This window comes from Trueperaceae bacterium (assembly GCA_002707365.1).
Taxonomy (GTDB): domain Bacteria; phylum Deinococcota; class Deinococci; order Deinococcales; family Trueperaceae; genus UBA6957.
This window is the reverse complement of record PAMQ01000007.1, coordinates 237,497-261,972: the sequence shown is the minus strand read 5'-3', so window position 1 is coordinate 261,972 and position 24,476 is coordinate 237,497. Positions and strand designations below refer to the sequence as shown.

The window sequence follows — 24,476 nt, the reverse complement described above, 5'->3', positions numbered from 1 at the left end:
AGAGCTAGTGGAATTAGGTGGAATCTCGATCAAGAAAATGAAGAATTCTTTTCGTTTTAGATTCAAAAAAAACTCTGAAGAACTCTCTCGCCTAAGGACCGTCGTTTCTGTATACCGTTTCCTCCAATACGATATATCTCGTCCACGAGCCCTACTAGGCGACCACAACCTTCGGAGGCTTGTGGAAGCTATTACCGAAATCTCTTCTTCTGGAGACTTTAACAGCTTCAGGTTTAGTGCTGCAGGTAAAACCTCCGAGGTTTTTCAGCGTCTTGGACGAACTTTAAAGGGTCTAACGAGACTACGTTTTGACCCTGACGGAGGCGACTTACTTATTCGAATACGACGGAAAACATCTAACAATGGTTGGGAGGTACTACTCCGGCTTTCTTCCCGCCCTCTCTCAGCACGTTCTTGGCGTGTATGCAATCTTCCAGGGGGGCTTAATGCCACGGTTGCTGTTGCCGTCAATACAATGCTTGGGATTTCTCCTAATGACCGTTATTTGAATGCAATGTCGGGTTCTGGGACCATTCTAATTGAACGTGCATTAGCAGGTCCCTCAGGCAGCCTTTTAGGTTGTGATTGTGATACCCGTGCTCTGGATTGCACCCGACAGAACCTCAAGGCCGCGGGGCTGGAAGGCATTGAGGTTCTTAAGGCGGATGCCACCTCAATGCCAGTACCGGAAGGTAGTTTTGATGTTGTCTCTGTAGATCTTCCATGGGGTGATGCTATCGGATCATTCAAGAGTCTTAACGATCTCTACCCAGCTTTTTTAACTGAAATGCATAGAATAATTTCTCCAGGAGGCCGAATAGTTCTGATTAGTCATGATCTTAAAAGATTCGATGCGTTCCTTAGAACGCAGACTGGATGGCGAGAAAAGCACCAATTCCAGGTTTTCCACGGAGGGCATCATCCGAAAGTTTACTTGCTCGAACGGGATTGAGCGCTAGTTATACTAAGGGTCAGCGATAAATCAGATTCTAGAGTTTTGCTCCTAAGGTATGCGTTATGCTACAATCGTCCGGCTGGTTTTCCCGCGCTATTAGAGCGCTCACGGGGAGTGTAAAGATTATGGCGAAAGTGTGTTCAATATGCGGCAAAGGGCCGATCGTACGCAATAAGCTTGTTCAAAGTGGCAAGCCCAAGCGTGAAGGCGGCGTTGGTCGTAAGACCACAGGAATCACAAAGACATGGAAGTACCCTAACCTTCAAAAAGTGAAAGTGTGGCGGGAAGGGCACGCCCGCTCAATGCGCGTTTGTACGTCCTGCATAAGGCAGGGGAAGACGCTGGTAGCCTAGAACTAGGCTACTCGCCATCACGAGGTTTATGGTTAGGTTACGCGCTGGGTAGCAACCCCTGGTACACTTTCTGGGTGAGGAATTCTTCGCTAATTAGTCCATGAAGGTGCCATTTAGAGTGCGTCCTGGATGGGTTTTGATGGCCATGCTACTAATATATTCAATCTTCACAACCAGCTCTTTCCAGCGGGCAAGCTCCGAAGTGCGGTCTTTAAAGGCTAGGTTCGTTAAAGAGGAAGTGAAGTCTCTAGGGGTAGATGGGCCTGAAGGCCTTTGGTTTCCGATACCTGGAGCACGAGTTCCGGATAACGATTTGTTTCTTCCTGGATCAGTCCGGTCCTATCGTCGCGGAATGAATCAGGGATTCGATTTCCATTCCGGGGATAGTGGAGTACCCATCGATTTTGGAACCCCAGTTATTGCAGCGGCTTCTGGGGAGTTAGTTCGGGTAGACAAAAACTACGTTGAGCTGGAGCCGAATATTTGGCGTGACCTTATCGAAAGAGTGGCAAAAGAGGGGGCAAGTGATAATCAATTAAACCTTCTTCGGGGACGTCAGGTTTGGATAAAGACTACTGATGGAATGATTCTGCGTTACGCACACTTGCACGACATACGTGATGGAATTCGGGAAGGTCAGCCTGTGTATCGAGGCCAGGTTATTGGTTTCGCTGGTAATTCTGGAACGGATGATGGCGTGCAAGGTACTAGCGATGGTGTTCGTCTTCACTTTGAGGTTTGGATCGATGAAGAGTTCTTTGGTAACGGCCTTGCGCCCGATGAACTGAGGGTTGCGGCTGCTCAATTGTTTGTGGGGCCCTGAGTATGTCTAGTATAGACAAACCTAAGACACAGAATAGTGAAAACTCAGCACTAAAAGATTTGTGGGGTATTTTTTGGGTTCGGGGGTTGGCGTACTTAGCTCTGTTGCTTCTAGCTCTTGTGGTCTTATGGAAATTACGGGAAGGCTATGCTTTTGCTCTGCAGATAGGGCTTATTGGATTTATAATTGCTTATATCCTGAATCCACTTGTGACATTACTTATGCGTATTAGGATTCGTCGTGTGTTTGCAGTCATGATCGTATATTTGTTTCTATTATTGCTTTTCATATTTGGATCTTTTGTAATTACCCGCGTAGTTTCAGAGACAGGACGTTTCGTAAATCTCTTGCCAGCAGCTTTCGACAGCATAGATCTGGAATTAGATAATGCCACCAAGCGGTTGTCTGGACTGATTGATCGGTTACCTGCATTCATCTCTGATCGACTTGGTATGGAGACCGCTGATGAAGAGCTCAACAATCAGGTTCGAAATCAACTTCTCGGTATACTTGCCAGGGCCTCGGAGGGAATTAATACCCTCTTAGAGAAGTTAGTTTCAGAAGGTCCGAACGTCTTAATGGCTGGTGCTACAAATATTCTTTCCACTACTGTACAAGTGTTCCTAATTTTAATCGTAAGTGCCTACTTCTTATACGATTTTCCTCGCTTTGCCTTAAGTTTTAACAGGATCATACCGGTGCATTTAAGGCCGAAATATGTCGATCTCACGAAGAAAGCGGATCAAGCCGTTGGGGGTTATCTTCGCGGCCAGTTGTTGATAACCGTTTTGCTTGGTTTCATGATTTGGGTAGGGCTGTCGATAGCAGGGGTGCCACTGGCCCTAGCAATTAGTTTTCTAGCTGCAATATTTAATTTAGTGCCTTATCTGGGACCAATTGTAGGAGTCATACCGGCTGTACTATTTGGTTTTACTGTGAGTCCGCTGACAGCTATTATTGCTGTTCTAATTTTCTTTGCTGCTAACCAAATTGAAGGTTATATATTGGCACCACTGATCCTCTCGCGGAGCGTGAAGTTACACCCATTAACGGTACTCCTAGCCATCCTGGTTGGAATTGGGCTTTTGGGACTTCTTGGCGCTATTCTAGCTGTTCCTGTAGCGGCTTTTGGGAAATTGGTTATTAACGAGTACGTCCTCAGTAGTCCCTTATATGATGACGCACAGAAGGTATCACCAGAGATGGCTGGCAAAGATAACATTAGGTTAGCCCCTAAACAAGATGCCCATGATTAAATTGTGCGGTAGACAGATGTCCAGTTCTTCTCTTTAGTTGATAAAGCAACGCGTTACACTTCATTGACGTGGTGGGTAGAACTAAGCGAAAGATAGGTCGTTCTCGCCAGCCTGATTTAGAAGCGGTCGGGCTGGTGTTGGTTGCGATTGCCATTTTTTCTTTAGCGGTTTTGACCCCAGTTTTTCCCACTGGAGTCCTTGGTGAGTACCTAAGGGAAGCTGGGTTAACCCACATTGGTTGGGCCACCTATTCTCTTCCTTGGCCCTTCTTGGTTCTTGGGATTATGTTCCTGTTTCGCTTTAACCCAGTTTCGTGGCCAAGAATGTTGACTGGATACGAATTTTCTATTCTTGGGTTATGGATTGTAACGGTACTAGTGGTTCCAGTGAACGCAGGTTCTTGGGGGATCAATCTTAAAGCTGGACTGTCTGGTTTTGGCAATCTGGTTGGTTATCTGGTGGGAGTACTTATCATCACCATTGGGATAGACCTGATGATGGGATGGTTACCTACCCACATGTTTCGTACTCTACTCACCCGACTCTTTGCGCTAGCGAGTGCTATTTTTCGAAGTGCTGTCGCGATGCGTAATTTGGCTAAATCACGAGCGGAGTTTTATGCCGACATTGCTCAATTGCGGAGTGCACTTCAAGATCTTGATCGGGATCTACTTGCGCTAAGTAAACTCTTTCCAGGTAGTTCTGAGCTTGAACGGTGGCGGAAGGAAGTCAACAAGACGCTTGCCGGGCCATCGAAACTTACTCCTGAGTGGCTTGGGGAAGGCCAGGCTGATCAGAAAGCGTGGCAGAAGGCTGTTAAGGGTTTTACGCGAGATAGAGCTCAAGATATGTATCTTCAGTTCCAAAATGAGGGAATGCCGGATTTTGAAGGTTGGTTACGTAAGTGTAAAACCTTGCTGCAGGAGAGCTTTAATGATCCGTCAGGATCTTCTGCTGCGCTAGATGCTTTGCGTAAAGCTATTGACCTTGACCTCACTGCTCTTGCTGAGCGTTATCGTGGTCTTAGTCGAGAACGGGATAACATTCAAGCTACTGTAAAAAAGATGAGTCCAAGAGAACTTGAACGCGCTTCGGTGCAACACGGAAGGCGCTTAGAGCATTATGGGAAGATAGCTTTAGATGCAGCGGATATTGAGATTTATGCTGAGGCGATCAGCCTTTGGCGTAGCTTAGTCGACGCGATCGTCGAATTATCACACAAGTTTCCTGGGCACAGTTCGCTTGTTAAAATTGAAGAACGTTTAAGTGAAGAACTCCGTCGTGGGCGTAAACATCTCCTTCAATTTGAAGAGGTACGAGGAGAGTTAGATAGGCTTGAACGTTCATTGCGGAGTGAGGATACTGTGGAGGCTAATGTTAAAACTTCACTTGAGGACGGCGATGGATTTCTCAATGAGTTATTTGTCGCTGAAGATTCAGTTTCTTCTCCTAAGTTTACAGCAGATTTCGAATCTCTGGGTGGTGAGGTCAGATCGGATGAAACGAAGTTTGCTGCGCCGACTTCGTCATTTTCAGAGATGACGCTAGATTCTAAAGGGCTATCCGCAAATATTACAGACGATCCGAGCATACCTTTAGCCGGCAATAGCCTTGGCGAGATTACAGGGTCACTCCCTACAGAGCAAGAGGCGTCTTTAAGTGAGCAGCTAACTGGGAGTGAAGCTGGTCTTACCGCGGTGGGATCTGACGCTGGTGGTTTACCTATTCAACTTCCAGGACTTGATATTCTTGATCCGATTGATCATACTGACGAAGATCCTGAACAGGTTGCTCGCGAGGTTGAGACTCGTGTTCACAAGATCGACGCGACTTTAGCTAATTTTAATCTTCAGGGACGGGTAGTTTCTAGTGTTAGAGGTCCTACGGTCACCCGTTTCGAGGTTGAACCTGCCCCGGGAGAAAAGATCTCTCGCTTTGCTAATTTGTCGGATGATTTAGCGCTTGCCATGGCTGTTGGGTCGGTACGAATCGAGGCACCAATACCGGGGAAGAGTGTTATAGGTCTCGAGGTGCCAAATGCCAATCGTGACCTAATTAACTTCCGGGAAGCTGCCGAGATTGCGAGTTTCCGGCTCAGTAAGGCACGGTTACCTCTTATTTTGGGAAAATCTATCGATGGCGAAATGGTAGTTGCTGATCTATCAAAGATGCCTCATTTGTTGATTGCAGGTTCAACAGGTGCCGGTAAATCAGTGGCGATTAATACCTTGATTGGGAGTCTGCTTTATAAGTTTCTTCCTACCGACCTCCGCTTTCTTATGATTGATCCGAAAATGGTGGAACTTACGCCTTATGATGGGATACCGCACCAATTGAGACCTGTTGTGACAAACCCTAATGATGCGGCCGATGTATTGCTCGGTGCAGTGACTCACATGGAACGACGATACAAAATGATGAGTAAGATTGGTGCGAAGAACCTAGATCAATATAACGAAAAGGCTCGAAATCTTGATCTACCGGAAATGCCTTTTATAGTTATTGTAATTGATGAGTTAGCGGACCTTATGATCACTAGTCCTAAAGAGGTAGAGTCAGCGATAATGCGACTTGCACAGATGGCCCGTGCAACTGGTATGCACCTGGTTTTAGCGACTCAACGTCCGTCGGTTGATATTCTAACCAGTCTAATCAAAGTTAATGTTCCAGCTCGTATGGCTTTCGCTGTTTCGAGTGGTCACGATTCCCGTACTATTCTTGATAACTTGGGCGCAGAGAGGCTTATTGGACTTGGCGACATGCTTTATTACCAACCTGGTTTGGTGAAACCTGTACGTCTGCAAGGTCCATTTATTAGTGAGAACGAGATCGGTAAGTTATCTAAATTTATGCAGCGGCAGTATTTTGACGATGACTTTGTTGAAGCATACGGTGTGGATTTTGATCCTCCTGCTCTCCGGGACGGAGGAACTGAGGGGATAATTGACTGGAATGATGACAAGCTACGTGTTGCAGCTGAACTAGTCATTGCGGAGGGTCAGGGTTCAGTATCTCGCCTTCAGCGTCGGCTCCAAGTTGGTCATGCCCGTGCAGGGAAACTTATGGACTCGTTAGAGGCCCTTGGTGTAGTTGGTGCCCACGTTGGTAGCAAACCTCGCGAAGTATTGGTTGACACGCAGGAACTACCAAATATATTTGGGAAATAACAGGTTTAACTAGTCCCAATATAATTGAACCTTCATTCGCTTTGGATCATGTTCCGCTACTCTCATAGCCGCTGCAAAATCTTCGAGAGGTAGAGTATGAGAGAGAAGGGGCCTAACCTTCACTGTTCCACTTCGAAGGAGCTCGATACTTTCATTGAAGGTACGATTTACGGCGTAGCTTCCAAATATGCTTAGGTCCTTCCTGAACACCTCGTACGGAGAGAATGAAGCTTTGGCATCTGGGGTGCAGACCCCGAACAACCAAACTTTACCTCTTGCCCGAACATACTGAAAGCAGCTTTCTACCACCGAAGGTGACCCAGTGGCATCTGTAACGATATCAAATCCGTGAGGTGCTAGATTCTTCAAAACACTAGGGGCTTCTTCAGTTAGTAGGGTGTGATCCGCTCCTAAGGAAGCCGCTTTCTTGAGACGACTTGGTAGGCGATCTACAATTGTAACCTCAGTAGCTCCGGCTGCTTTAAGGCTTTGCATGATCAAGCAACCCATAGGTCCGGCACCGAAAATCAGAGTGCGGTCCCCAATGGTAGGGCGTATCGTTTGAATGCCCCATATTACACAGGCCAGAGGTTCAATGAAGGCGCCTTCTTCGAAAGATATTGACCCAATTGGGTACACATTACCCTCGGGGGCGATTACGTAATCGGCAAAGCCTCCAGCTCTTGTAATACCTATTCCCTGCCAATCAAGGCATTGATTGATCTGGTTTTTCTGGCAATTCTCACATCGATTACACGCAATATTCGGGTCCGCAGTGACTCTGTCCCCTGGCTGAAAGCGAGTTACTGAAGTGCCTACCATTTCTATAGTCCCACTAAACTCATGTCCCGGGATAAGTGGGTATTGAGCTGGGTAGCTTCCGTGTAAAATATGAATGTCGGTACCGCATATACCTGCTCGTCTTACTTTAATTAGGATATCTTTCGGGCCAGGCTCCGGAATATCTATATTGCTTAGTAGTATTTGACCGGGTGCTGATATTTGGCCTGTTAGCATACGTATACCCTAACCGACGGGACATTCATTATGGATAGTCTTGGTATACAATTTTGCGCGAGAATTTCAGCCGCGGGACTCATAACTCGTTTTTTAGCCCAATAGCCATAGTAGTTAGTCAAGTAACCATCTACTGTTCTGCAATAAAGAAGTGCTTTCCAAAACGGGTTAACCTTGTACATACTTTAGAAAATTGAGATAAGAAAGTATACAGATTGGCATTTAGCCCACGGCAAGGCCTAGGACCTGTACACTGTTACTAATGCGGCTGGCGTTGTTTTACCTCCTGCTGCTACTCGCGCAGGGTCTATTCTCTGCGCTACTTGCTCCGTGGCCTCCCCCAGACCTCTTTTTTGTTGCCGTCCTTACACTTCTCCGTCGATTGCCTGCTTGGCAGGTTGTCCTTGCGGCTTATGGGATTGGATTTTTTCAAGATTTGATTGGTCACGGTATTTTGGGCTTTCATGCTTTTGGTTTGGCAGGGGCATCGGTGGGCGCATTGTTTGTTAGAACTAGGTTGACGCAATCCGGCATCTTTGAACGAATGGTTCTTGTAGGGGTAGGACTTGGCGGGAAATGGATCGCACTAACAGTTTCAATGGTTTGGATGACAGGTACTTTGGATGTCTTGAGTAGTGCGATCCGGGTTGTGCCGTTTGACATTGGTTTTTCCCTCGGATTTAGCATTTGGTTGTTGCCGCTAGCTGACATTCTATTCAGGCGGGCCTCAGTAATGCGCAAGGAGCTCATGTGATTGCCCGTACACGTATTTTGTTAGCCATTATGTTGACGATACTATCTATTTTTGTTGGGCGGCTTATTTATCTTCAGTTAGCGCAAGCGGAGGCCTTCGATCGGTTGAGTGTCGCCAACTTTTTGGAGGAGCGTCGTATTTCGCCTTTGCGGGGACGGATCTTGGCCCGAGACGGTACTATTATCGCAGACAGCAGAGTTGCCTATGATCTTATGTATCTGGGAGGGGATCTCTATCATTCGACCAGGCTAGGGGCTTTATTGGATATCCAGATTGTTTCTAGCGAACCTGATCCAACCTTGTTTGAAGATAGACGCCAGGTGATTGTTTTAGCATGGAATATAGAGGATCCTTTAGTAGCAGCCGTAGAAGAGCTAGTTGCGGGTCAAGAGAATCTCTATCTTAGAAAGCGTATAGAACGTGTTTATCCAACCAATTTAGCAGCCCAGGTAATTGGTTATACCACCGCTGCTGACCCCGAACGATTTCCCGGTTACGTGAATGAGGAGCTTGTCGGGGTTATGGGCATTGAGGCCGGGTTAGAGGCAAATCTGTTTGGGACACCTGGGCTACGTCGTGTTGAGTTAAATAACCGTCGGTCGATTCTCCGTACCCAGGTTGTATTACCGGCCGTACCTGGTGCAGACATTACTCTGACTATTGACCCAACGCTGCAGAGAATAGCCGAGGATGTTTTGATCGGAGCTCTGAACTATATTAATTCTGATCGTGAATTGGTGGGACTTCCTTTTGTCGATACTGTTCGGGGGGCTCTCATTGCGTTGGATCCGCGTTCCGGGGAAATTTTAGCAATGGCTAGTTCACCCAGTTTTGACCAGAATCTTTTTACTAAGCGTCCGATTGAATCTCAAACTATTGACCCAGTACTGCGAGACAAAGAGAATGTTCCGCTTAGTAATCGTGCGGTGCAAGCCTATGCCCCTGCTTCGACATTTAAGGTGGTGGCTGGTTCAGCTCTGCTAGAACATGGTTACGTAGGTCCAAATACCGTCTTTCCTTGTTCACCGCGTCTTTCGTTAGGTGGTCGGACATGGGAGAATTGGGCTGCATATCATAAGGGTGGCTACACGGTACGAGAGGCACTTGCTGACAGCTGTAATACCTATTTTTGGCACGCAGCAGCGAGTACTCCGGAAGTCCTAAACGGTTGGGGACCGTTTATAGAGGATCTTGTAGATCGTGCTTATCAACTAGGGTTTGGTAAACCTGTCGGTTTGGGCTTAGACGAGGAGAAAGCAGGTAGGATCCCGGACCGAGTTTGGGCAGATCAGAATTACGAGTACGGATGGGTACCGGGGTTTACATTGAATACCATGATTGGGCAAGGGGATTTGCTCGCTACACCGATACAGGTGGTTCAAATGATGGCGACAATAGCAATGGACGGTTGGAACGTGACTCCTCAGCTAGTTTTTAAGGTTGGCGAGAGACGTATTCCGGCAGAAGCTAAAGTAATACCGGGCCGTTACTGGGGCACCCTGCAAGAGGGGATGCGAATGATGTTTACTGATTATCCGGCAAGGGATTTGATGGGGCCTAAGGTCTTCCCGATTTCGGTTGCAGGTAAGACTGGCACTGCTGAGACTTCCAAAGGTAGTGATTATACTCACGCGTGGTTCACGGGCTATGGTCCTATTGATGACCCTGATCTGGCTCTAGTGGTGTTTATTGAGCATGGCGGTTCAGGGAGTCGTGTCGCAGTTCCAGTCGCGCGGGATTTTATGACATCCTATTGGGGTATAGAAGAAGTTCAATCTCAATAGGGGTATGGTCCGAGGTGAAACTATTTTTGTTCAACCTTAGCGTTGCTTATTGCTTCTAATTGAAATGCCATATCATGCTTGTTAACGTTAGTTTTTTAATAGAAAATGGGTAATAAACCTACCGGTAAAGCATTAGCGTAGTAAATGGCGGATCAGCATAAGCCTTTGTTTATTTCATGCTTGCTGTGTTAGGCGCCTCCTTAATACGTTGTTTTGTTAGTAACTAAACTGTCATGATGTTTGTTTATGGAAATATTCGAATTCTTGAGACAACCGTGGCCTTGGTATATAGCAGGGCCAATTATCGGTCTAATAGTACCGCTGTTACTGATCCTTGATAATAAGCACTTTGGTATCTCGTCTAACTTTAAGCATCTGTGTGCAGCCATTATGCCCGGTGACCTACCCTACTTTCGATATGAGTGGAGAAGAGAATCTTGGAATCTTGTCTTTGCGCTTGGGATAGTAATCGGCGGCTTCTTGGGTGGGATTTTGATTGCTAATTCAGACTCACTGATAGTGGCTGAGTCGACGCGAAAAGCCTTAACTACTCTCGGTATAAGTGTAGATGGTGGATTGGCTCCCAATACTATTTTCAGTTGGGGTGGTTTATTTACCTTAAAGGGTTTTTTACTGATGGTCTTCGGTGGTTTTCTTGTAGGGTTTGGGACCCGTTATGCGGGGGGATGTACTTCGGGTCATGCGATTACTGGTTTATCGCAAATTCAATTGCCATCGCTGATTGCTGTCGTTGGGTTTTTCGTGGGTGGACTGGTAAGCACTCACATTGTACTTCCATTAATTTTCGCTCTGTAAAGGGGATTGTATGAACACCAAAACTCGCCTAACTAATCCAAGCCTAGCTGAGCAGTCAGCAAGAATGTCGGCACTTTACTACTTTCGCTTCCTTATAATCGGTTGTTTTTTTGGGTTTGTCCTCGTCAAGGCTGAGGTCGTATCCTGGTACCGAATTCAGGAAATGTTCCGATTCCACTCGTTTCATATGTTTGGCGTGATCGGTAGCGTGATAATCGTCGGCATGATTTCGGTATATCTATTACGTAGGTTAGGTACCCAATCCCTTGCAAAAGAGAGGATTACCGTTCAGCGTTACCCTGCCACCTATTTCCGTTATGCCATAGGCGGTAGTGTGTTTGGGATTGGTTGGGCTTTGACTGGTGCTTGCCCTGGGCCCATACTTGCTCTTATTGGTGGAGGTATGACGGCTTTCCTTATTGTCTTAGTCGCCGCGATTCTTGGAACCTGGGTATATGGATGGTTGAAACCTAAATTGCCACATTAAGTACTTCTTGTTTACAACTTCCTTTTCGCATTTATTTGTTTGTCCCAGGTATGCTAAAAGAATGGTTGAGAACTTTAAGGAAGGCAAACAGGTTAATGAAAATACGGGCTACGAGACTCGCATCGTTAATAGACTGCGTCGGCTAGAGGGTCAGGTAAGAGGTCTCCAGCGTATGATTCTAGAAGACAGGTCTTATCACGAAACTCTTACCCTTCTAGCAGGTGTACGGAATGCCTTGGATTCTACTGGAGAAGTAATTCTAGAGGCAGAATTGTTAAAGGGTCAGGGTAGTACAGCAGCAAGGCGTAACGAAGTCAAAGGTATTATTTCTGCTGTGAAGTTGTTACGTGGGTAAGGACTCAGAGGTGCTAGTTTATCTAGAGGGCGGCTCTTAGAGCTTCTCCAAGCGCCTCAATATCTTTCTCGTCGTTGTATACATTTGTGGAAATCCGAATTGATTGTCCTCTGAAAGATAAAACAACGTTTCTCGTTGAAAGGCAATATCGTAAATGTTCCGGATCGATTCCAGGCGGTAGGCCCAGTCCAGTAAGATGGGAACCACGCCAAGACTTAGCCTCTATTGTGTATCCGAAACTTTCAATTTCTTGGAATAAGTCGCGGGTCAATACCTCAGCGTAAGTTTGGATTCTAGCGGGATCCCAATTAATTATTTGCTTAAGTGCAGCTTTGAGCATTGGCATAAGAATGAAGTTGCTAGGTTCACCTACGTCGTAGCGTAGGGAGCCCGGTCGGTACTCATCCTGATAGTTGACTAGATTTGTGAAGTCCTCGCTACCCAGCCGGTCAATCCAGCTTTCTTCGAGAGGAATGCCGTCATTGAAACGCGACCCATACCAGGCAAGGCCGATGCCGTAAGGACCCATGAGCCACTTATAACCTGCACAAATGAGAGCGTCAGGTTGTAGTGCCCTAATGTCAAAGGGTAGAGCCCCTACGGATTGGGTACCGTCGATGATGAAAGCTGCACCAACTTCCCGCGCTCTTATCCCGATCTCTTTAAGAGCAAATCGGGAGCCATCAGACCAATGAACATGACCCAGTGTTACAACTGCAGTGTCATTGTTAATAGATTCAAGAATTCGATTACTCCATGACTCTGCTCGCTTAGGTGTTTTAGGTGGAGCGACAAAGCGTAATTCGATTCCTTGTGATTCCAGGCGGCGCCAAGAGTAAACGTTGCTTGGAAACTGTTCTGCTGCGAGGATTATGTTCTGTTTAGGTTCTATTTGTAGGTTGCGAACAACTGTTGCTATTCCATAAGAAGCTGCTGGGATTATAGACACCCGATCAGGGTCTGTCGCATTGACTAATTGCGCGAATAGTTCTCGGACCTCACGAATCTCGTCAAAAAAGTGGTGCGGTTCGATCCAACTGGGGTCCAGAAAACCTTGGATAGCGGTGGTACCTGCCGCCGTGACTTTATGTGAGTAAGGCGCCAAGTAGGCGTTGTTAAAGTAGTGCAAATTTCTAGGAAGGGAAAAAGAGTCCCTCTGGCAATCTAGCGGGTCAGGTATCATGGAATAAAAGACCAAGAAACACCGAAGGCGTGACGGGTAGGTTGGTAGGGTCTGGGTTTACCAGAAAGCTGCTTAAGATTGATTTATAGCCTCTTTATCCACCGATCGCTATCATGGTTCTTGGTCTATGAACAGGGGTGATGACCCCACTAGCAACTTTCCTATGAGCTGCGACCAGGAACAAATCTTGTAGCGCCTTGATAGGATTACCATTATTGAGAGCTTCTCTTGCATCTATTTCCCGGTCTGTCATTAGGCAGGGTCGTATTTTCCCGTCGCTTGTGAGGCGCATTCGGCTGCAAGCACCACAAAATGGTTCACTTATAGGATTTATAAATCCTATTGCACCAGACCAACCTGGAATGCAAAATAAACGAGCCGGAGCTGAAGGATCATTTGTGACCGGACTGAGAGGACCGAATTCCTGTTCAATCATGACTCGGGCTTCTTTTCCCGAGATGAAGGAGTTCTGCCAGGCCTCGGGCTCAGCATTGTTGAGATGCATATATTCGATAAAGCGGACGTGATACGGTTTTTCGCGAGTAAGTTCTGCCAAAGACGTAATTTCTGTTTCGTTGATGTCTCGTACTATCACTGCGTTGAGCTTTACTGGTTCCAGACCTGCCCTTTCAACAGCTTCTATTCCACGCCATACCTGTTCAATGTCGCCACCTTGGGTCGCAGTGTTAAAGACCTCAGGGGTGACCGCATCTAAGCTGATGTTGACTCTATCTAGGCCGGCTTCCAGGAGTTCAGGAAGTCGGCGAGCGAGGAGACTAGCATTTGTGGTGATGGCAACGTCCTTGATGCCAACGACATGTTTAGCGTGACTTATCATTTTAGCAAGACCCTTGTGTAGCAAAGGTTCACCGCCGGTGAAACGGACGGAGCTAAGTCCAAGGTTAGAAGCTGCTTCAATCACGTTAGCAACGTCCTTGATTGAGACAGTGTTCTGTGGTTCCAGGGATCCTTCGCCAAGAGGATCGCAATAGAAGCAACGGTAGTTGCATCGAGGAGTTATGCTTATACGTAAGTCCCGAACTACTCGGCCGTATTGGTCTACGAGTGTGTTCACCGCACTAGTTCTCGGTTCCGCATGTTAGCTGATGGTAACGTATTTAAGTGTTGTTGTGTGACCCCAATCAATTGCTGGGTCTCCTTAGGCTTGCAAAAACATTCATGTAGACTTCCCTAATTTTGGTAACCAACTGCCATAATACCCACCAGACCAGTAATGGTCTTCACTGGTCCACGTTAATAGTACTTCAATTACTTGATTAAAATGGATCTTTGAAGCAAAGCGGGTACGAAGAAACCATAATTCCAAAGTTCCGGCAAGCAAATCCCGATCTGCGCTGTTTTTAAGAGTTCCAAGCCGGAGAGCATAGACTACAGTCCGGTTAACTGCTAGGTCGAATAGAATAGTTCGCGAGTGGGTTTCAGAGTCGTTTATAGGGCTGTCCAATCTAACCACTTGGTATTTCTTAATGCCCAAATACCATTGTACTAGGTATAGCCACTAAATTTCTTGGAATACTAATACCATCATTGTTTCTGGATTGCTCTTCTACCACTCAGGTTACCGCTAAAGCCAGCAAGGTTAATCATTAAGTGGAAGCATCCGGTTTATTAACGAACGGCTAGGGCTTCCCCTAAATCTGTGATGTCACGGAATACATAAGTTGGCCGAATGTCACTCGTTTCTATTTCCTCTTCAGTGGAAACGCCGGAAAGCACCAGGATAGTAGATATACCAGCGGCGTTACCCCCAGCAATATCGGTTGTCAGGCGGTCTCCAACCATTGCAGCTCCTGTTGCCGCAGGACCTAAACGACGAAGAGCTTCTTCGAACATATGAGGATTAGGTTTGCCAATTACCGTGGGGGAAACACCGGAACTAACTTCTAGTACTGCGATAATAGCACCAGCACCTGGTAACGGGCCGGTTTCTGTAGGGTAGGTCGCATCAATATTAGTGGCTATGAAAAGGGCTCCCTCATTAAGCAAACGACTTCCCATAGCAAGTAGCTCGTACGTAAGAGAGTTCCTGGTGAGCCCCGCGACTACAGCCTCTGCCGCTTCACCGTTTCTGACTTGTTCGGGGCCAATAACCTTAAATCCTTGTGTTTCCATAGCACGTATGAGTCCAGATTCCCCCACGACATAAACAGTTTTCACTGTCGGATGAACATGTTCGATATAACTAGCGGTGGCTTCCGAAGAAGTCAGTATTCGGTTAGGATTAACATCTACACCAAATCTAGCTAGCTTCTCGGTATATTGACTAGCTACCCTCATGGCATTATTGGTGGCCAAAACGAACGGTAAGTCCAGAGAGTTAAGCCTAGCGAAAAACTTATCGATACCAGGTTGCGGCGTTTCGCCATGCCAAAGCACACCATCCATGTCCAAGATTAAGCTTTTGATCTCATGCATGCTTTTCAGATTACCTCGATTGAAGCAAGTTGCGACTATAACTTTGAACCAAGACGGTTTTTAAGGGCTTCTATCAAGCCACTCGGGGGGTTAAAAGGTAAAGTTACTGGCTCATGGATTAGTGCACTCTGAAAGATTCCCAAGAGCAAGTTGAACTCTGTTAAAGACTGCCGGAGATGGGTTGGGTGAAGTTTGTTCTCGTCTTCAAGCCAATCAAATACTGCTTCAGTAAGACCTGCTTGTCCTAGGGTATCCTGAATGCGGTATTCGTGCTCACCGAATTCTTTTTCAGCGTCCGGGGTTCCTAGTTCCCAACCCACCATGGTCCAGTGAGCAAAACCTTGTGTACCTAAAACGGCAATCCGCTTATGGTGGTATTGGCTTTCATCATCATTAGTGTAAGGTGAAACTGCAGTACCAAAGGTGACATTTGCCCGTACCCCGTTAGCGTATTCAATAGTAGCCGTAGCATGCCGGGTAGATGGCGTAAGGTCTTCTAATGGCCTTCCGTCTGCCACTTGTCCAAAAACCCGGATTGGTTTCGAATTGTCAAGATAAGACGAAACGAGTTGCAGGATATGAGGTCCTTGGTCGACCGGGGTAGAGCGGGCACTTGCGTCAACAAAGCGGATGTCGCCAATTCTACCGGCAGAAACTTGTTTTTTGAGCTCGAGGTTGCGAGGGTGAAAGTGTAATTGTGTATTTACGCAAAACTTGGTTTTGGTATTACCCGAAAGTTCTATTAGGTCCCGCCAATCGTCACCGTCTACAGCTATGGGCTTTTCCACAATGACTGCTGGTACCCCGTATTCAGATGCCTTTTTCATGAGTGGATAACGGAGTCGTTTGCCACTTCCCCGAAGGGTTGGCGAGGTTACAATGTGAAGCAGATCAGGATTTTGCTCTTCTAGCATCTGGTCAAGATCGACATATTGGTTTTTGATCCCGAACTCTGAACCGAAAGATGTAAGTAATTCTTTGTCCATGTCGCAGATTGCTACAATTTCTCCTTGCTCTACATACTTATATGCTTGGGCGTGCCCACGAGCTCGGCCTCCGCAACCAAGAATAGCGCTTCTATACATTTGATACCTCCGTGCTTCAGTAAGAAAGATTCTCAGTATTCTACCCCCAGTGCTTGGGTAATTGGTGCCATTAGAATAGTTCCATGAAGATCGAAGAGTTTCTAGAGAGCATTAGGGTTGGTGAATTGCCATCAGAATTATCCATGGCGTTAACTGCACTTTGGTTGGATGCGAGAGGAGATTGGACGGCTGCGCATGACCAATTACAGGACGCAGGTGATTTAGGCTCCGACTGGGTCCATGCTTATCTTCATAGGAAAGAGGGAGATCTCATTAATGCTGCTTACTGGTACCGTCGGGCTAGGCGTAAGGTATTTGAGGGTACGTTTAAGCAGGAATGGGATGCAGTGGTCTTGGAGCTACTTACGTCTACGGGATAAGAGGTAGGTTTTCGACCACGTGTTTTAGTGACGATTGTCTTGAATTTGGTCCGGTAAAAACCGAGATTAGTTGGTTAAAAAGTGAACTGCTACGTGGTTAATCCTGGATATGATAGATAGCTGAATAGTGGTTATAAGGGTAGTTGTTTCTTTACCGTACACTATTAAGACTCACCCTGGATGATTACCTCGTAGCCGGCATCCTGAAGAGCTTTCGTGCCTTGGTGCATTCCGGCATGATCATCAAAAGCTATTCTGAGCGCACCTCCTGCCTCGCGAATCGACAGAACCTCGATGTCACAAATATTTACATTTGCGTTGCCAATTGCCTGGGTTACTAGGGCAAGTTGTCCTGGCCTATCTGGTAATGCCAGTACCACCTCGAATCTTGCTGGCAATAAACTGCGACGTACCACCGGTATTTCGTCCCGAATGTTTTTTGCTCGTGTAGCTCGTTCCAGGAATTCAGCGGGTCTATCAAGATTGTCTGAAAGGCGCTGCAGTTGAGTAGCGAACCTATGTAATGATTGTTTTAAGGCTGTACCGTTAGCGACAACCATGTCACGACTCATTTGTGGATTACCGGAGGCCACTCTGGTGAGATCCCGGAATCCGCCAGCTGCTAGAAGCATCATTAGATCTTTATCCTGGTCGTTTGAAATTAACTCAGTTAACGCCACAGCTGCCAGATAAGGGAGATGGCTTACTGAAGCCACAAGTCGATCGTGTTTTTTAGGATCCATGTGAAGAGGCTGGGCACCAAGATGCCTAACAAAGTACTCGATTTGTTGTAGAGCTACCTGGTTTGTCGCTGAAGTAGGGGTTAATACCCAAACAGCGTTTTCAAGCAATGAGGCATCAGCATGATTAACTCCATTGCGTTCACTTCCAGCCATTGGGTGGCCGCCAACGAATTGGAGGTTACATAAGCCCTCAACCACTTCTTCCTTTACGCTTCCGACATCAGTGATTAGACAGTCTTTCTTAAGGTAATTAGCTAGTTCTAGCCCTAGAGGAACAAGGGAACGCACTGGTGAGGACAAAATTACCAGATCAGCATGTTTTAACCAATTACCAGGTATCGTATGTGCCTCATCAATTATGCCTAGGCTTATCGCGGTTTCTAGAGTCTGTTGGTCCCTATCAAAACCAATCACTTTGTGAGCAAGAAAACGCTGGCGTATGCCCAGTCCGACAGATCCACCTATAAGCCCTACGCCTGCCAGGACAATAGTTCCAAACAGTGGCGAAGGTTTTGTCACAGACTTTTACCTAGGGCTTTCACAATAGCACTGACTCTTTCCATTAGGTCGTGGAATTCTGAGTTGTCTAATTGCTGAGCTGCGTCCGATTTAGCCGACTCAGGATCAGCGTGCACTTCGATAATTAAACCGTCGGCCCCAGCAGCAGTGCCGGCTAAGGCAAGCGATGGTACCAGTGATCTTTTCCCTGCCGCGTGACTAGGGTCAACCCAAACTGGTAGGTGGGAGAGTTCTTTTAGGACAGGCACAGCGCTCACATCGAGTGTAAACCGGGTAGAAGTTTCGAAGGTCCGTATCCCTCTTTCACAAAGAACTACGTTGGGGTTGCCTTGAGACAAAATGTATTCAGCTGCCTGGAGATATTCACTAATACTTGTCGAGATGCCCCGCTTAAAAAGTACTGGTTTTCCTGAGGCACCTACTTCAGCCAGCAGGGCAAAGTTCTGAGTATTCCGTGCACCAACCTGCATCATATCGGCTTTTTCTGCAACACTTTCAACAAGTTCAGGGGCAGTTACTTCCGTTACAATAGGGAGGCCAGTGGATTCCTTGGCTTCAGCTAGTAGTTCAAGACCAACTTTGCCAAGTCCCTGAAAGCTATAGGGACTTGTTCTTGGTTTAAAAGCCCCACCTCGGAGGACCCTAGCCCCGTTACTTAGTGCTATGTTTGCGGCTTTTTCTAGCTGTTCGCGGCTTTCTACTCCACAAGGTCCCGCAGCGACTACGAAATGTCCGTTCCCGGTTTTTACGTTCCCAATCTTCACAAAGGAATCCTCAGATCGGAATTCTCTCGAGGCTAATTTAAACGGTTGGGTTATTGGAACTACCATCTCGACGTCCCGGAAGGCCCGAAGTCTCTCTCGGACATTATGGGTAGGCGCTGGACCGATTGCTCCGATAACCGTTCTCGACTCTCCTTTGCTCAGGTGCGGGGTGAAGCCTAGCGATTTGATCTCACTTAAGACGTGATCAATCGATTCTAGTGGGGCTTGTTTTTTCATAACTACAACCATAGAAATCTCCAATTCATCCAGGTTCAAATACTTAGGTTAAGGGTTGACCCCACCAAGATAAAGATGTTTTTAGTGGTCTTTCATTTAAGGGAGGTCCCTACCAGAAGAAAACTGTCGAAGTGCGTGTATGCGGATAGCCGTAAACATCACCGTCCATCACGTCACACCTTTCGGTTGGTCGAGACATGGGAAGGAGTGTATGGGAGAGCAAGGGGAGATGTCAAGGGAGAAGCCTGTGATCACGTTTGTAATTGACGAAATATAGGGAGTTTGACACGCCTAATTTTGTGCTAGATTAAATACCCATGTCTACGGACCTTATGTAGTACGGATGATTTTGCTATACAAAGGGAACCTCTAAATTATGCTTTGGGGCTTAGAAGATGTTCGAGACACAGGTCGTAGTTTATGCCTTGCCGGAAGTCAACACCCAAGTCTTCGACTGTGACCGTGCCAAGGGCCTCTAACATGGCATCGCGTACCCGGAGCCAGACAGTCGATTGCGCATGACAACGACCAGCCTCTGGGCAGCCCTTATGCCATTTTAGGCTTACGCAACTTAACGGTGCGACAGGTCCATCAATCGCTCTGACCACGTCCTTTAGATTTATTGTTGATGGTTCAGCGGAGAGAGAATACCCACCACCCGTACCTTTTTTTGAAACGATAATCTCTCGCGCTGATAGGGTTGCAAGTATCCGTACGAGGTAAGGTCTTGCCACGCCGGTTGCGGCACTAATATCATCACTGCTAACCCAGTAAGACCGCGATTTAGTGGCGAGATAACCGAGGGCTTGAAAAGCGTAGATGTCAGTTGCTGTAAGCCTCATGAAACTACTCCAGTCTTCGGGAGGGGAGATAGGTTTATGTCAATACACCCTAGTCTAGCAAGTGAGTGGAATTTAGGCTTCTTGCCGTTCAGTTAAGCGTCGGACTAAAAGCAGTAACGTGAATGCGGCTATGGCTAAGAGAGCTGACAGGGTTAGTGCCACATCAAGGTCTTTTTCTAACGCTGCATATATGGCTAGTGGTGTGGTCCTAGTTCGGCCAGCAAGACTTCCAGCGACTACGATCGTAGCGCCAAATTCCCCTAGAGCTCGTGTCCACATTAGGATACAGCCTTCGACAAAACTAGGCCAGCTGAGAGGTAGAGTTACTCGCCAAAAGGTGCGCCAGCGGCTGGCATGGAGAGTTATAGCAGCAGCTTCGAGTTGATGAGACTGAACACTGAATCCTGCTTTCATAGCACGGATGAACAGGGGGCTGGCGACAAAAATTTGCGCTAATACCACTGCCACGCTGGTAAATGCCAAAGACATTCCTAGTTCATCCAGAGGTCGGCCGATTAATCCGCGCCTACCAAAAACTAAAAGTAGGCCCACGCCTGCGACCACTGGTGGTAGAACTAAGGGTATGTCTAGCAGAGCTTCTAGGAAGCGGCGCCCAGGGAATTTGTAGTGCGCTAACAGGTAGGAGACCGGGGTACCGAGAGTGATAGTGACTAATAAACTTATTCCTGTGGTAATTAGGCTTAAACGAAGTGCCTGGGTAACCGTGGGGTTTAATAGGGAAGATAGGAAGTCCGGCGTGAGTGCACGTAATACAAGGACCAACACCGGCAACACTAAAAGTACAATTAAAACACTACCAGCAGCTAAAACTAGGCCCCGAGGGAGAAATACTTTCACGGGGAAATGAATCCGTATTGTGAAATTATATTCTGACCCGGACTTGATAATACGAAATCGATGAATTTGATCGCGAGTTCAGGGTTTCTACCGTTGGAAAGAAGGGCGATTGGAAAGCGAGCTACTGGAGATAACCCTTCCGGTATAGGGAGTTGCTTCACGCCTTGAAGGTTGTGTAGGTCACTTCGATATACGATCGTTACGTCGGCTTCGTCCAGCATTACCTTTGCGGCAGCTTGTCGAACGCTAATCTCTTCTGAGACGAGGTTGCTTAACACCTTTTGAGAAAATCCTACGCCATATATCTTTTCAAGCCTAGTTAGAAGTTGGCGGGCGTACCGGCCCGCTGGTACTTCTGGCGTTGCCAGTACAAGTAGGATTCCAGATTCTGCCTGGAGGTCTTTGGGGCTGACGAGGTTAGAATGAACCGGAGTAATTATGCTGAGCAGATTAAGGGCAAAGACCTTTGGGATGGTTATGGTTAGTCCTGCATCTATAATCCTTGTCATTTGTGTTTCATCCGCACTAGCAAACACGTCTGCAGGTGCTCCTTGTAGTAATTGAGAGCTCAGAATAGATGAACCAGAAAAATTCAACGTCACATTTGTACCCGGGTGCTGCGTTTCAAAGACTGCAGCAACGGTACTGAATGCCTCGGTCAGACTAGACGCTGCAAAAACCGTAATATTAGCAGCAGACACCAAATTAATTAAGGCCATAAGGCAAGAAACTATTAGTAGGTTTCGCATGTCTTACTGTTGAGGATACCAGGACGCGAAAAGCAAGTCCTACTTGGTTCTGTTGATTTATGAGGGGAAGGATCTTGGGGTATGTCATACTGGCGTTTGGTTTAAGGATGTGTAACTGAGTAATTTCGGTGATTGACCAGGGGGTAAACATGCCTGGAGTAGCAATTATAGGGGCACAGTGGGGTGATGAAGGAAAGGGCAAGGTAGTTGATGCTCTTGCCAATAACGCTGACTTCGTAGTCCGGTATTCTGGTGGGGCGAACGCTGGCCACACCATTGTTGTTGGAAATGATGTCTTCAAGCTTCACCACCTACCTTGTGGCGTATTGCACGACCAACCTGTGTCCATTCTTGGTGGTGGCATGGTTGTTGATCCGTGGTCGTTACTGGAAGAGTTAGAGCAACTTGGGAGGGTGCGTGATGTTGGGAGAGTGCTGATTTCTGATGAAGCACACCTTGTTTTGCCGCACCATCGTAAGAATGATGAAGGAGGTGGTTTTGTAGGAACAACGGGTCAAGGTATTGGGCCAGCGTATAGTGATAAGGCGCGCCGTGTGGGGTTGCGCGTTGGTGATTTGCTAGAAATTGACCACCTTAAAGAATGTTTAGGACGACTTCTAGAAGCTAAACCAAACTCAACCCAACGCGTGGGCTGGACCTCGGTTAACGCTGCGTTGGAAGACCTTGATGAAGTTCGTAGTGATTTGATTCCACTAGTTGCTGATACCGGTCGGATGATTCGACAGGGACTTAGGGAAGGTAAGCGTGTTCTTTTTGAAGGTGGTCAAGGGACAATGCTTGACCTTGGCTATGGAACCTATCCATTTGTGACTAGTAGCCATCCCACAGTCGGAGGGATTCTTGTTGGTTCTGGTGTGGGTCATAAGGCTCTAAATGGCGTTTACGGCGTCGTGAAGGCTTTTGCCACCCGGGTGGGGAATGGACCCTTTCCGACGGAGATCGAAGATGCGGAAACCGCCCTCAGGCTGCGTGGCAGTGGTAAGAATCAATGGGATGAGTACGGTACAACTACTGGGCGTCCGAGGAGAGTAGGTTGGCTTGACCTTGTCCAACTCCGTTATGCTGTGGAGATTAATGATTTCGAGGGATTGGTTGTCACCAAACTTGATGTGCTTTCTGATTTTGATGATGTCCGTGTATGTGTTGCTTATAGAAACGGGAAGCCGGTTTATCAAGACATGCCTGGTTGGGGTGAGCTTCGTGGTTTGGGTAGTCGGTTGGCGCTACCGAAAGAGGTTATTGGTTACCTCAGTTTGATTGAGCGTGTTACTGGGGTTCCCGTTGTTATGTTCTCGACAAGCCCAGACAGAGAAGACACTTTTGGTGAGGTTAAGTGGTAATAAGTTCTGCTAAGCGGCCAGTTGACTGCGGTTTGGTTGGTAATTCTTTAGTAAAGTAATGAAGAAATACCCTTGTTCGTTCTAGCCGTGCATTAAATGACTGTTAACGCTGATCTATAGCCTTGAATGTTCTTCCTCGTGGGCCTTCGTAGACAAGTCGGGGTCTCATTAGACGGTTATTGGCGTATTGCTCAAATAGGTGAGCCATCCATCCGGAGATTCGGGCAACGGCAAAAATTGGTGTGTACATATCTATGGGAAACCCAAGCATGCGGTAAACAGAGGCAGAAAAAAAGTCGACGTTCGGGCGTATTTGTTTACCTTGACGCTTCATTTCGCGAGTCATGACTTCTTCCATTTCGAGGCTCATTACAAACCATTTTCTATCTCCGGATTCTTCGGCCAGATGTCTAGCAACTTCTTTTAGTATCACAGCCCTAGGGTCCAATACCCGATATACGCGATGGCCAAAACCCATTACCCGGCCGTGGGGTTTTGAAAGGATGTCAAGGACATAACCTTCTACATGCTCCACTTTATCGATAGCCTCAAGGGCGTTCATTACTGCGGTGTTGGCTCCGCCATGAAGAGGTCCTTTTAGAGAAGCTATTGCCGCTGTAATGGCGCTATATACATCTGTGCCTGATGATGCGGCAGTTCGGGCGGTAAAAGTACTGGCGTTACAGCCGTGTTCGGCGTGAAGCACTAGGGCCACATCCATCGTTTGAGTGGCCGCCAACGTTGGTTTTTTTCCGTTGAGCATGTATAGAAAATTTCCAGCGATGGATAGACCCGGATCAGGCGGAATTGGTTCGAGGCCCTTCCGGATACGCTCGAAGGCAGCAGTGATGGTGGAAAACTTTGCTAGCAGGGATGTACCGATGCGGTGGGAATTACCCAGGTCGATATCCTCAGAGTTATTATCTAAAGAAGCGAGTGCAGAGACAGCGGTGCGGATCGCATGGATTGGTTGTGTGTCAGTTGGGATCATCCTAAGGATGCTATAGATAGGTTCCGGGATAGCGAATAAGCTTTTCAGAGAACTCCTAAATGACCCTAATTGCTCTTCGTTAGGGAGATCTTCGTTCCACAGAAGATAAGTTGCCTCTTCAAAGCTAATACGGTCGGATAATTCGCGAATATCATAACCGCGGTAAATAAGTTCGCCTTTATCGCCATTAATTGATGCGATTTCAGTAGTGTCAATGTTGACACCAGCTAATCCAGGAAAAATATTGTGTTCCATCTGTCCTCCTTATCCTTACTATTGAGACTTCTTTAATGATACCAATGTGTTTGCCGTAGATTCCTGTTTTTGATTAAAACTGCTCACATCTAAACTTTTAGTGCCTTAGGTTAATTAGTTTTACGCTTAAGGTTTCACCGAAAAAGTGTTGAGGTAATTCAGCATTGAAAATACGGGATAGGTCAGCTAAAAAACGTCTTCCCCCGGCCAGAACCTAGCCCAAAGCGGATTTGTGATTTTATATTACCACCTACGTTCTACAGGGTATTTTGCACGTCACCTGGAGCTTTGTATAGGGGATGCTTT

At 46.9% G+C, this 24,476-nt stretch carries 24 protein-coding genes; 12 read left to right on the top strand and 12 right to left on the bottom strand.

Annotated features, from left to right (window positions below; genetic code table 11):
* Nucleotides 1-37: 37 nt before the first annotated feature.
* The 5 genes from CMO31_03345 (at nt 38) to CMO31_03325 (ending at nt 6,554) form a co-directional block, all read left to right on the top strand.
* Entirely contained in the window at nt 38-952 is a 915-nt protein-coding gene (locus CMO31_03345; GenBank protein MAZ53033.1) for an RNA methyltransferase, read from the top strand.
* A 128-nt stretch (nt 953-1,080) separates the two neighbouring features.
* The gene (gene rpmB, locus CMO31_03340; protein ID MAZ53032.1) at nt 1,081-1,308 is read left to right on the top strand and encodes a 50S ribosomal protein L28; all 228 of its coding nucleotides are present in this window, start codon (nt 1,081-1,083) and stop codon (nt 1,306-1,308) included.
* A gap of 100 nt (nt 1,309-1,408) precedes the next feature.
* A complete protein-coding gene (locus CMO31_03335; GenBank protein MAZ53031.1) occupies nt 1,409-2,131 on the top strand; it encodes a peptidase M23 in 723 nt (240 codons plus the stop codon).
* A 2-nt stretch (nt 2,132-2,133) separates the two neighbouring features.
* Nucleotides 2,134-3,387 carry a hypothetical protein gene (locus CMO31_03330; protein MAZ53030.1) on the top strand — a complete coding sequence of 418 codons (1,254 nt, stop codon included), beginning with the start codon at nt 2,134-2,136 and terminating at the stop codon, nt 3,385-3,387.
* 584 nt (nt 3,388-3,971) lie between these two features.
* Nucleotides 3,972-6,554 carry a cell division protein FtsK gene (locus CMO31_03325; protein MAZ53029.1) on the top strand — a complete coding sequence of 861 codons (2,583 nt, stop codon included), beginning with the start codon at nt 3,972-3,974 and terminating at the stop codon, nt 6,552-6,554.
* 9 nt (nt 6,555-6,563) lie between these two features.
* Here the strand turns inward: CMO31_03325 and CMO31_03320 are convergent, their stop codons facing one another.
* Nucleotides 6,564-7,571 carry a hypothetical protein gene (locus tag CMO31_03320; GenBank protein MAZ53028.1) on the bottom strand — a complete coding sequence of 336 codons (1,008 nt, stop codon included), beginning with the start codon at nt 7,569-7,571 and terminating at the stop codon, nt 6,564-6,566.
* 262 nt (nt 7,572-7,833) lie between these two features.
* On the opposite strand from CMO31_03320, the gene CMO31_03315 reads away from it, so the two are divergent.
* The 5 genes from CMO31_03315 (at nt 7,834) to CMO31_03295 (ending at nt 11,767) form a co-directional block, all read left to right on the top strand.
* Nucleotides 7,834-8,325 (top strand): Rod shape-determining protein MreD, encoded by a 492-nt coding sequence (locus CMO31_03315; GenBank protein MAZ53027.1) that lies wholly within the window; start codon nt 7,834-7,836, stop codon nt 8,323-8,325.
* On the top strand, nt 8,322-10,109 hold the full coding sequence (locus tag CMO31_03310; protein MAZ53026.1) for a penicillin-binding protein: 1,788 nt from the start codon (nt 8,322-8,324) through the stop codon (nt 10,107-10,109). Before CMO31_03315 ends, CMO31_03310 begins: the two co-directional genes overlap by 4 nt.
* Nucleotides 10,110-10,361: 252 nt before the next feature.
* On the top strand, nt 10,362-10,925 hold the full coding sequence (locus tag CMO31_03305; protein MAZ53025.1) for a YeeE/YedE family protein: 564 nt from the start codon (nt 10,362-10,364) through the stop codon (nt 10,923-10,925).
* Between the two features lie 64 nt (nt 10,926-10,989).
* Nucleotides 10,990-11,412, top strand: a complete 423-nt coding sequence (locus CMO31_03300) for a transporter (protein MAZ53024.1) — start codon at nt 10,990-10,992, stop codon at nt 11,410-11,412.
* A 61-nt stretch (nt 11,413-11,473) separates the two neighbouring features.
* Entirely contained in the window at nt 11,474-11,767 is a 294-nt protein-coding gene (locus CMO31_03295) for a hypothetical protein (GenBank protein MAZ53023.1), read from the top strand.
* 22 nt (nt 11,768-11,789) lie between these two features.
* Here CMO31_03295 and CMO31_03290 read toward each other — a convergent pair whose 3' ends face one another.
* The 5 genes from CMO31_03290 to CMO31_03270 all read right to left on the bottom strand — a co-directional run bounded on the left by CMO31_03290 (nt 11,790) and on the right by CMO31_03270 (nt 16,471).
* On the bottom strand, nt 11,790-12,950 hold the full coding sequence (locus CMO31_03290; GenBank protein MAZ53022.1) for an aminotransferase: 1,161 nt from the start codon (nt 12,948-12,950) through the stop codon (nt 11,790-11,792).
* 94 nt (nt 12,951-13,044) lie between these two features.
* Nucleotides 13,045-14,025 (bottom strand): GTP 3',8-cyclase MoaA, encoded by a 981-nt coding sequence (moaA, locus tag CMO31_03285; GenBank protein ID MAZ53021.1) that lies wholly within the window; start codon nt 14,023-14,025, stop codon nt 13,045-13,047.
* Nucleotides 14,026-14,127: 102 nt separating this feature from the next.
* Entirely contained in the window at nt 14,128-14,424 is a 297-nt protein-coding gene (locus CMO31_03280) for a hypothetical protein (protein MAZ53020.1), read from the bottom strand.
* A gap of 155 nt (nt 14,425-14,579) precedes the next feature.
* A complete protein-coding gene (locus CMO31_03275) occupies nt 14,580-15,386 on the bottom strand; it encodes a haloacid dehalogenase (protein ID MAZ53019.1) in 807 nt (268 codons plus the stop codon).
* A 35-nt stretch (nt 15,387-15,421) separates the two neighbouring features.
* Nucleotides 15,422-16,471 carry a hypothetical protein gene (locus CMO31_03270; protein MAZ53018.1) on the bottom strand — a complete coding sequence of 350 codons (1,050 nt, stop codon included), beginning with the start codon at nt 16,469-16,471 and terminating at the stop codon, nt 15,422-15,424.
* A gap of 83 nt (nt 16,472-16,554) precedes the next feature.
* Here CMO31_03270 and CMO31_03265 point away from each other — a divergent pair, with 83 nt between their 5' ends.
* Nucleotides 16,555-16,851 (top strand): hypothetical protein, encoded by a 297-nt coding sequence (locus CMO31_03265; GenBank protein ID MAZ53017.1) that lies wholly within the window; start codon nt 16,555-16,557, stop codon nt 16,849-16,851.
* Nucleotides 16,852-17,015: 164 nt separating this feature from the next.
* On the opposite strand, the gene CMO31_03260 is transcribed toward CMO31_03265, so the two are convergent.
* The 5 genes from CMO31_03260 to modA form a co-directional block, all read right to left on the bottom strand.
* Nucleotides 17,016-18,113: a prephenate dehydrogenase gene (locus tag CMO31_03260; protein ID MAZ53016.1), complete on the bottom strand. Its 1,098-nt coding sequence runs from the start codon at nt 18,111-18,113 to the stop codon at nt 17,016-17,018.
* On the bottom strand, nt 18,110-19,126 hold the full coding sequence (gene aroF / locus CMO31_03255) for a 3-deoxy-7-phosphoheptulonate synthase (GenBank protein MAZ53015.1): 1,017 nt from the start codon (nt 19,124-19,126) through the stop codon (nt 18,110-18,112). The genes CMO31_03260 and aroF overlap by 4 nt, the downstream gene beginning before the upstream one ends.
* Nucleotides 19,127-19,488: 362 nt before the next feature.
* Nucleotides 19,489-19,956 carry a transcriptional regulator gene (locus tag CMO31_03250; protein ID MAZ53014.1) on the bottom strand — a complete coding sequence of 156 codons (468 nt, stop codon included), beginning with the start codon at nt 19,954-19,956 and terminating at the stop codon, nt 19,489-19,491.
* Between the two features lie 72 nt (nt 19,957-20,028).
* The gene (modB, locus tag CMO31_03245) at nt 20,029-20,814 is read right to left on the bottom strand and encodes a molybdate ABC transporter permease subunit (GenBank protein ID MAZ53013.1); all 786 of its coding nucleotides are present in this window, start codon (nt 20,812-20,814) and stop codon (nt 20,029-20,031) included.
* Entirely contained in the window at nt 20,811-21,563 is a 753-nt protein-coding gene (modA, locus tag CMO31_03240; protein MAZ53012.1) for a molybdate ABC transporter substrate-binding protein, read from the bottom strand. Before modA ends, modB begins: the two co-directional genes overlap by 4 nt.
* A 149-nt stretch (nt 21,564-21,712) precedes the next feature.
* Between modA and CMO31_03235 the strand changes: the two genes are divergently transcribed.
* Nucleotides 21,713-22,924 carry an adenylosuccinate synthase gene (locus tag CMO31_03235; protein MAZ53011.1) on the top strand — a complete coding sequence of 404 codons (1,212 nt, stop codon included), beginning with the start codon at nt 21,713-21,715 and terminating at the stop codon, nt 22,922-22,924.
* A gap of 103 nt (nt 22,925-23,027) precedes the next feature.
* Here CMO31_03235 and CMO31_03230 read toward each other — a convergent pair whose 3' ends face one another.
* On the bottom strand, nt 23,028-24,170 hold the full coding sequence (locus CMO31_03230) for a citrate synthase (GenBank protein ID MAZ53010.1): 1,143 nt from the start codon (nt 24,168-24,170) through the stop codon (nt 23,028-23,030).
* Between the last annotated feature and the right edge of the window lie 306 nt (nt 24,171-24,476).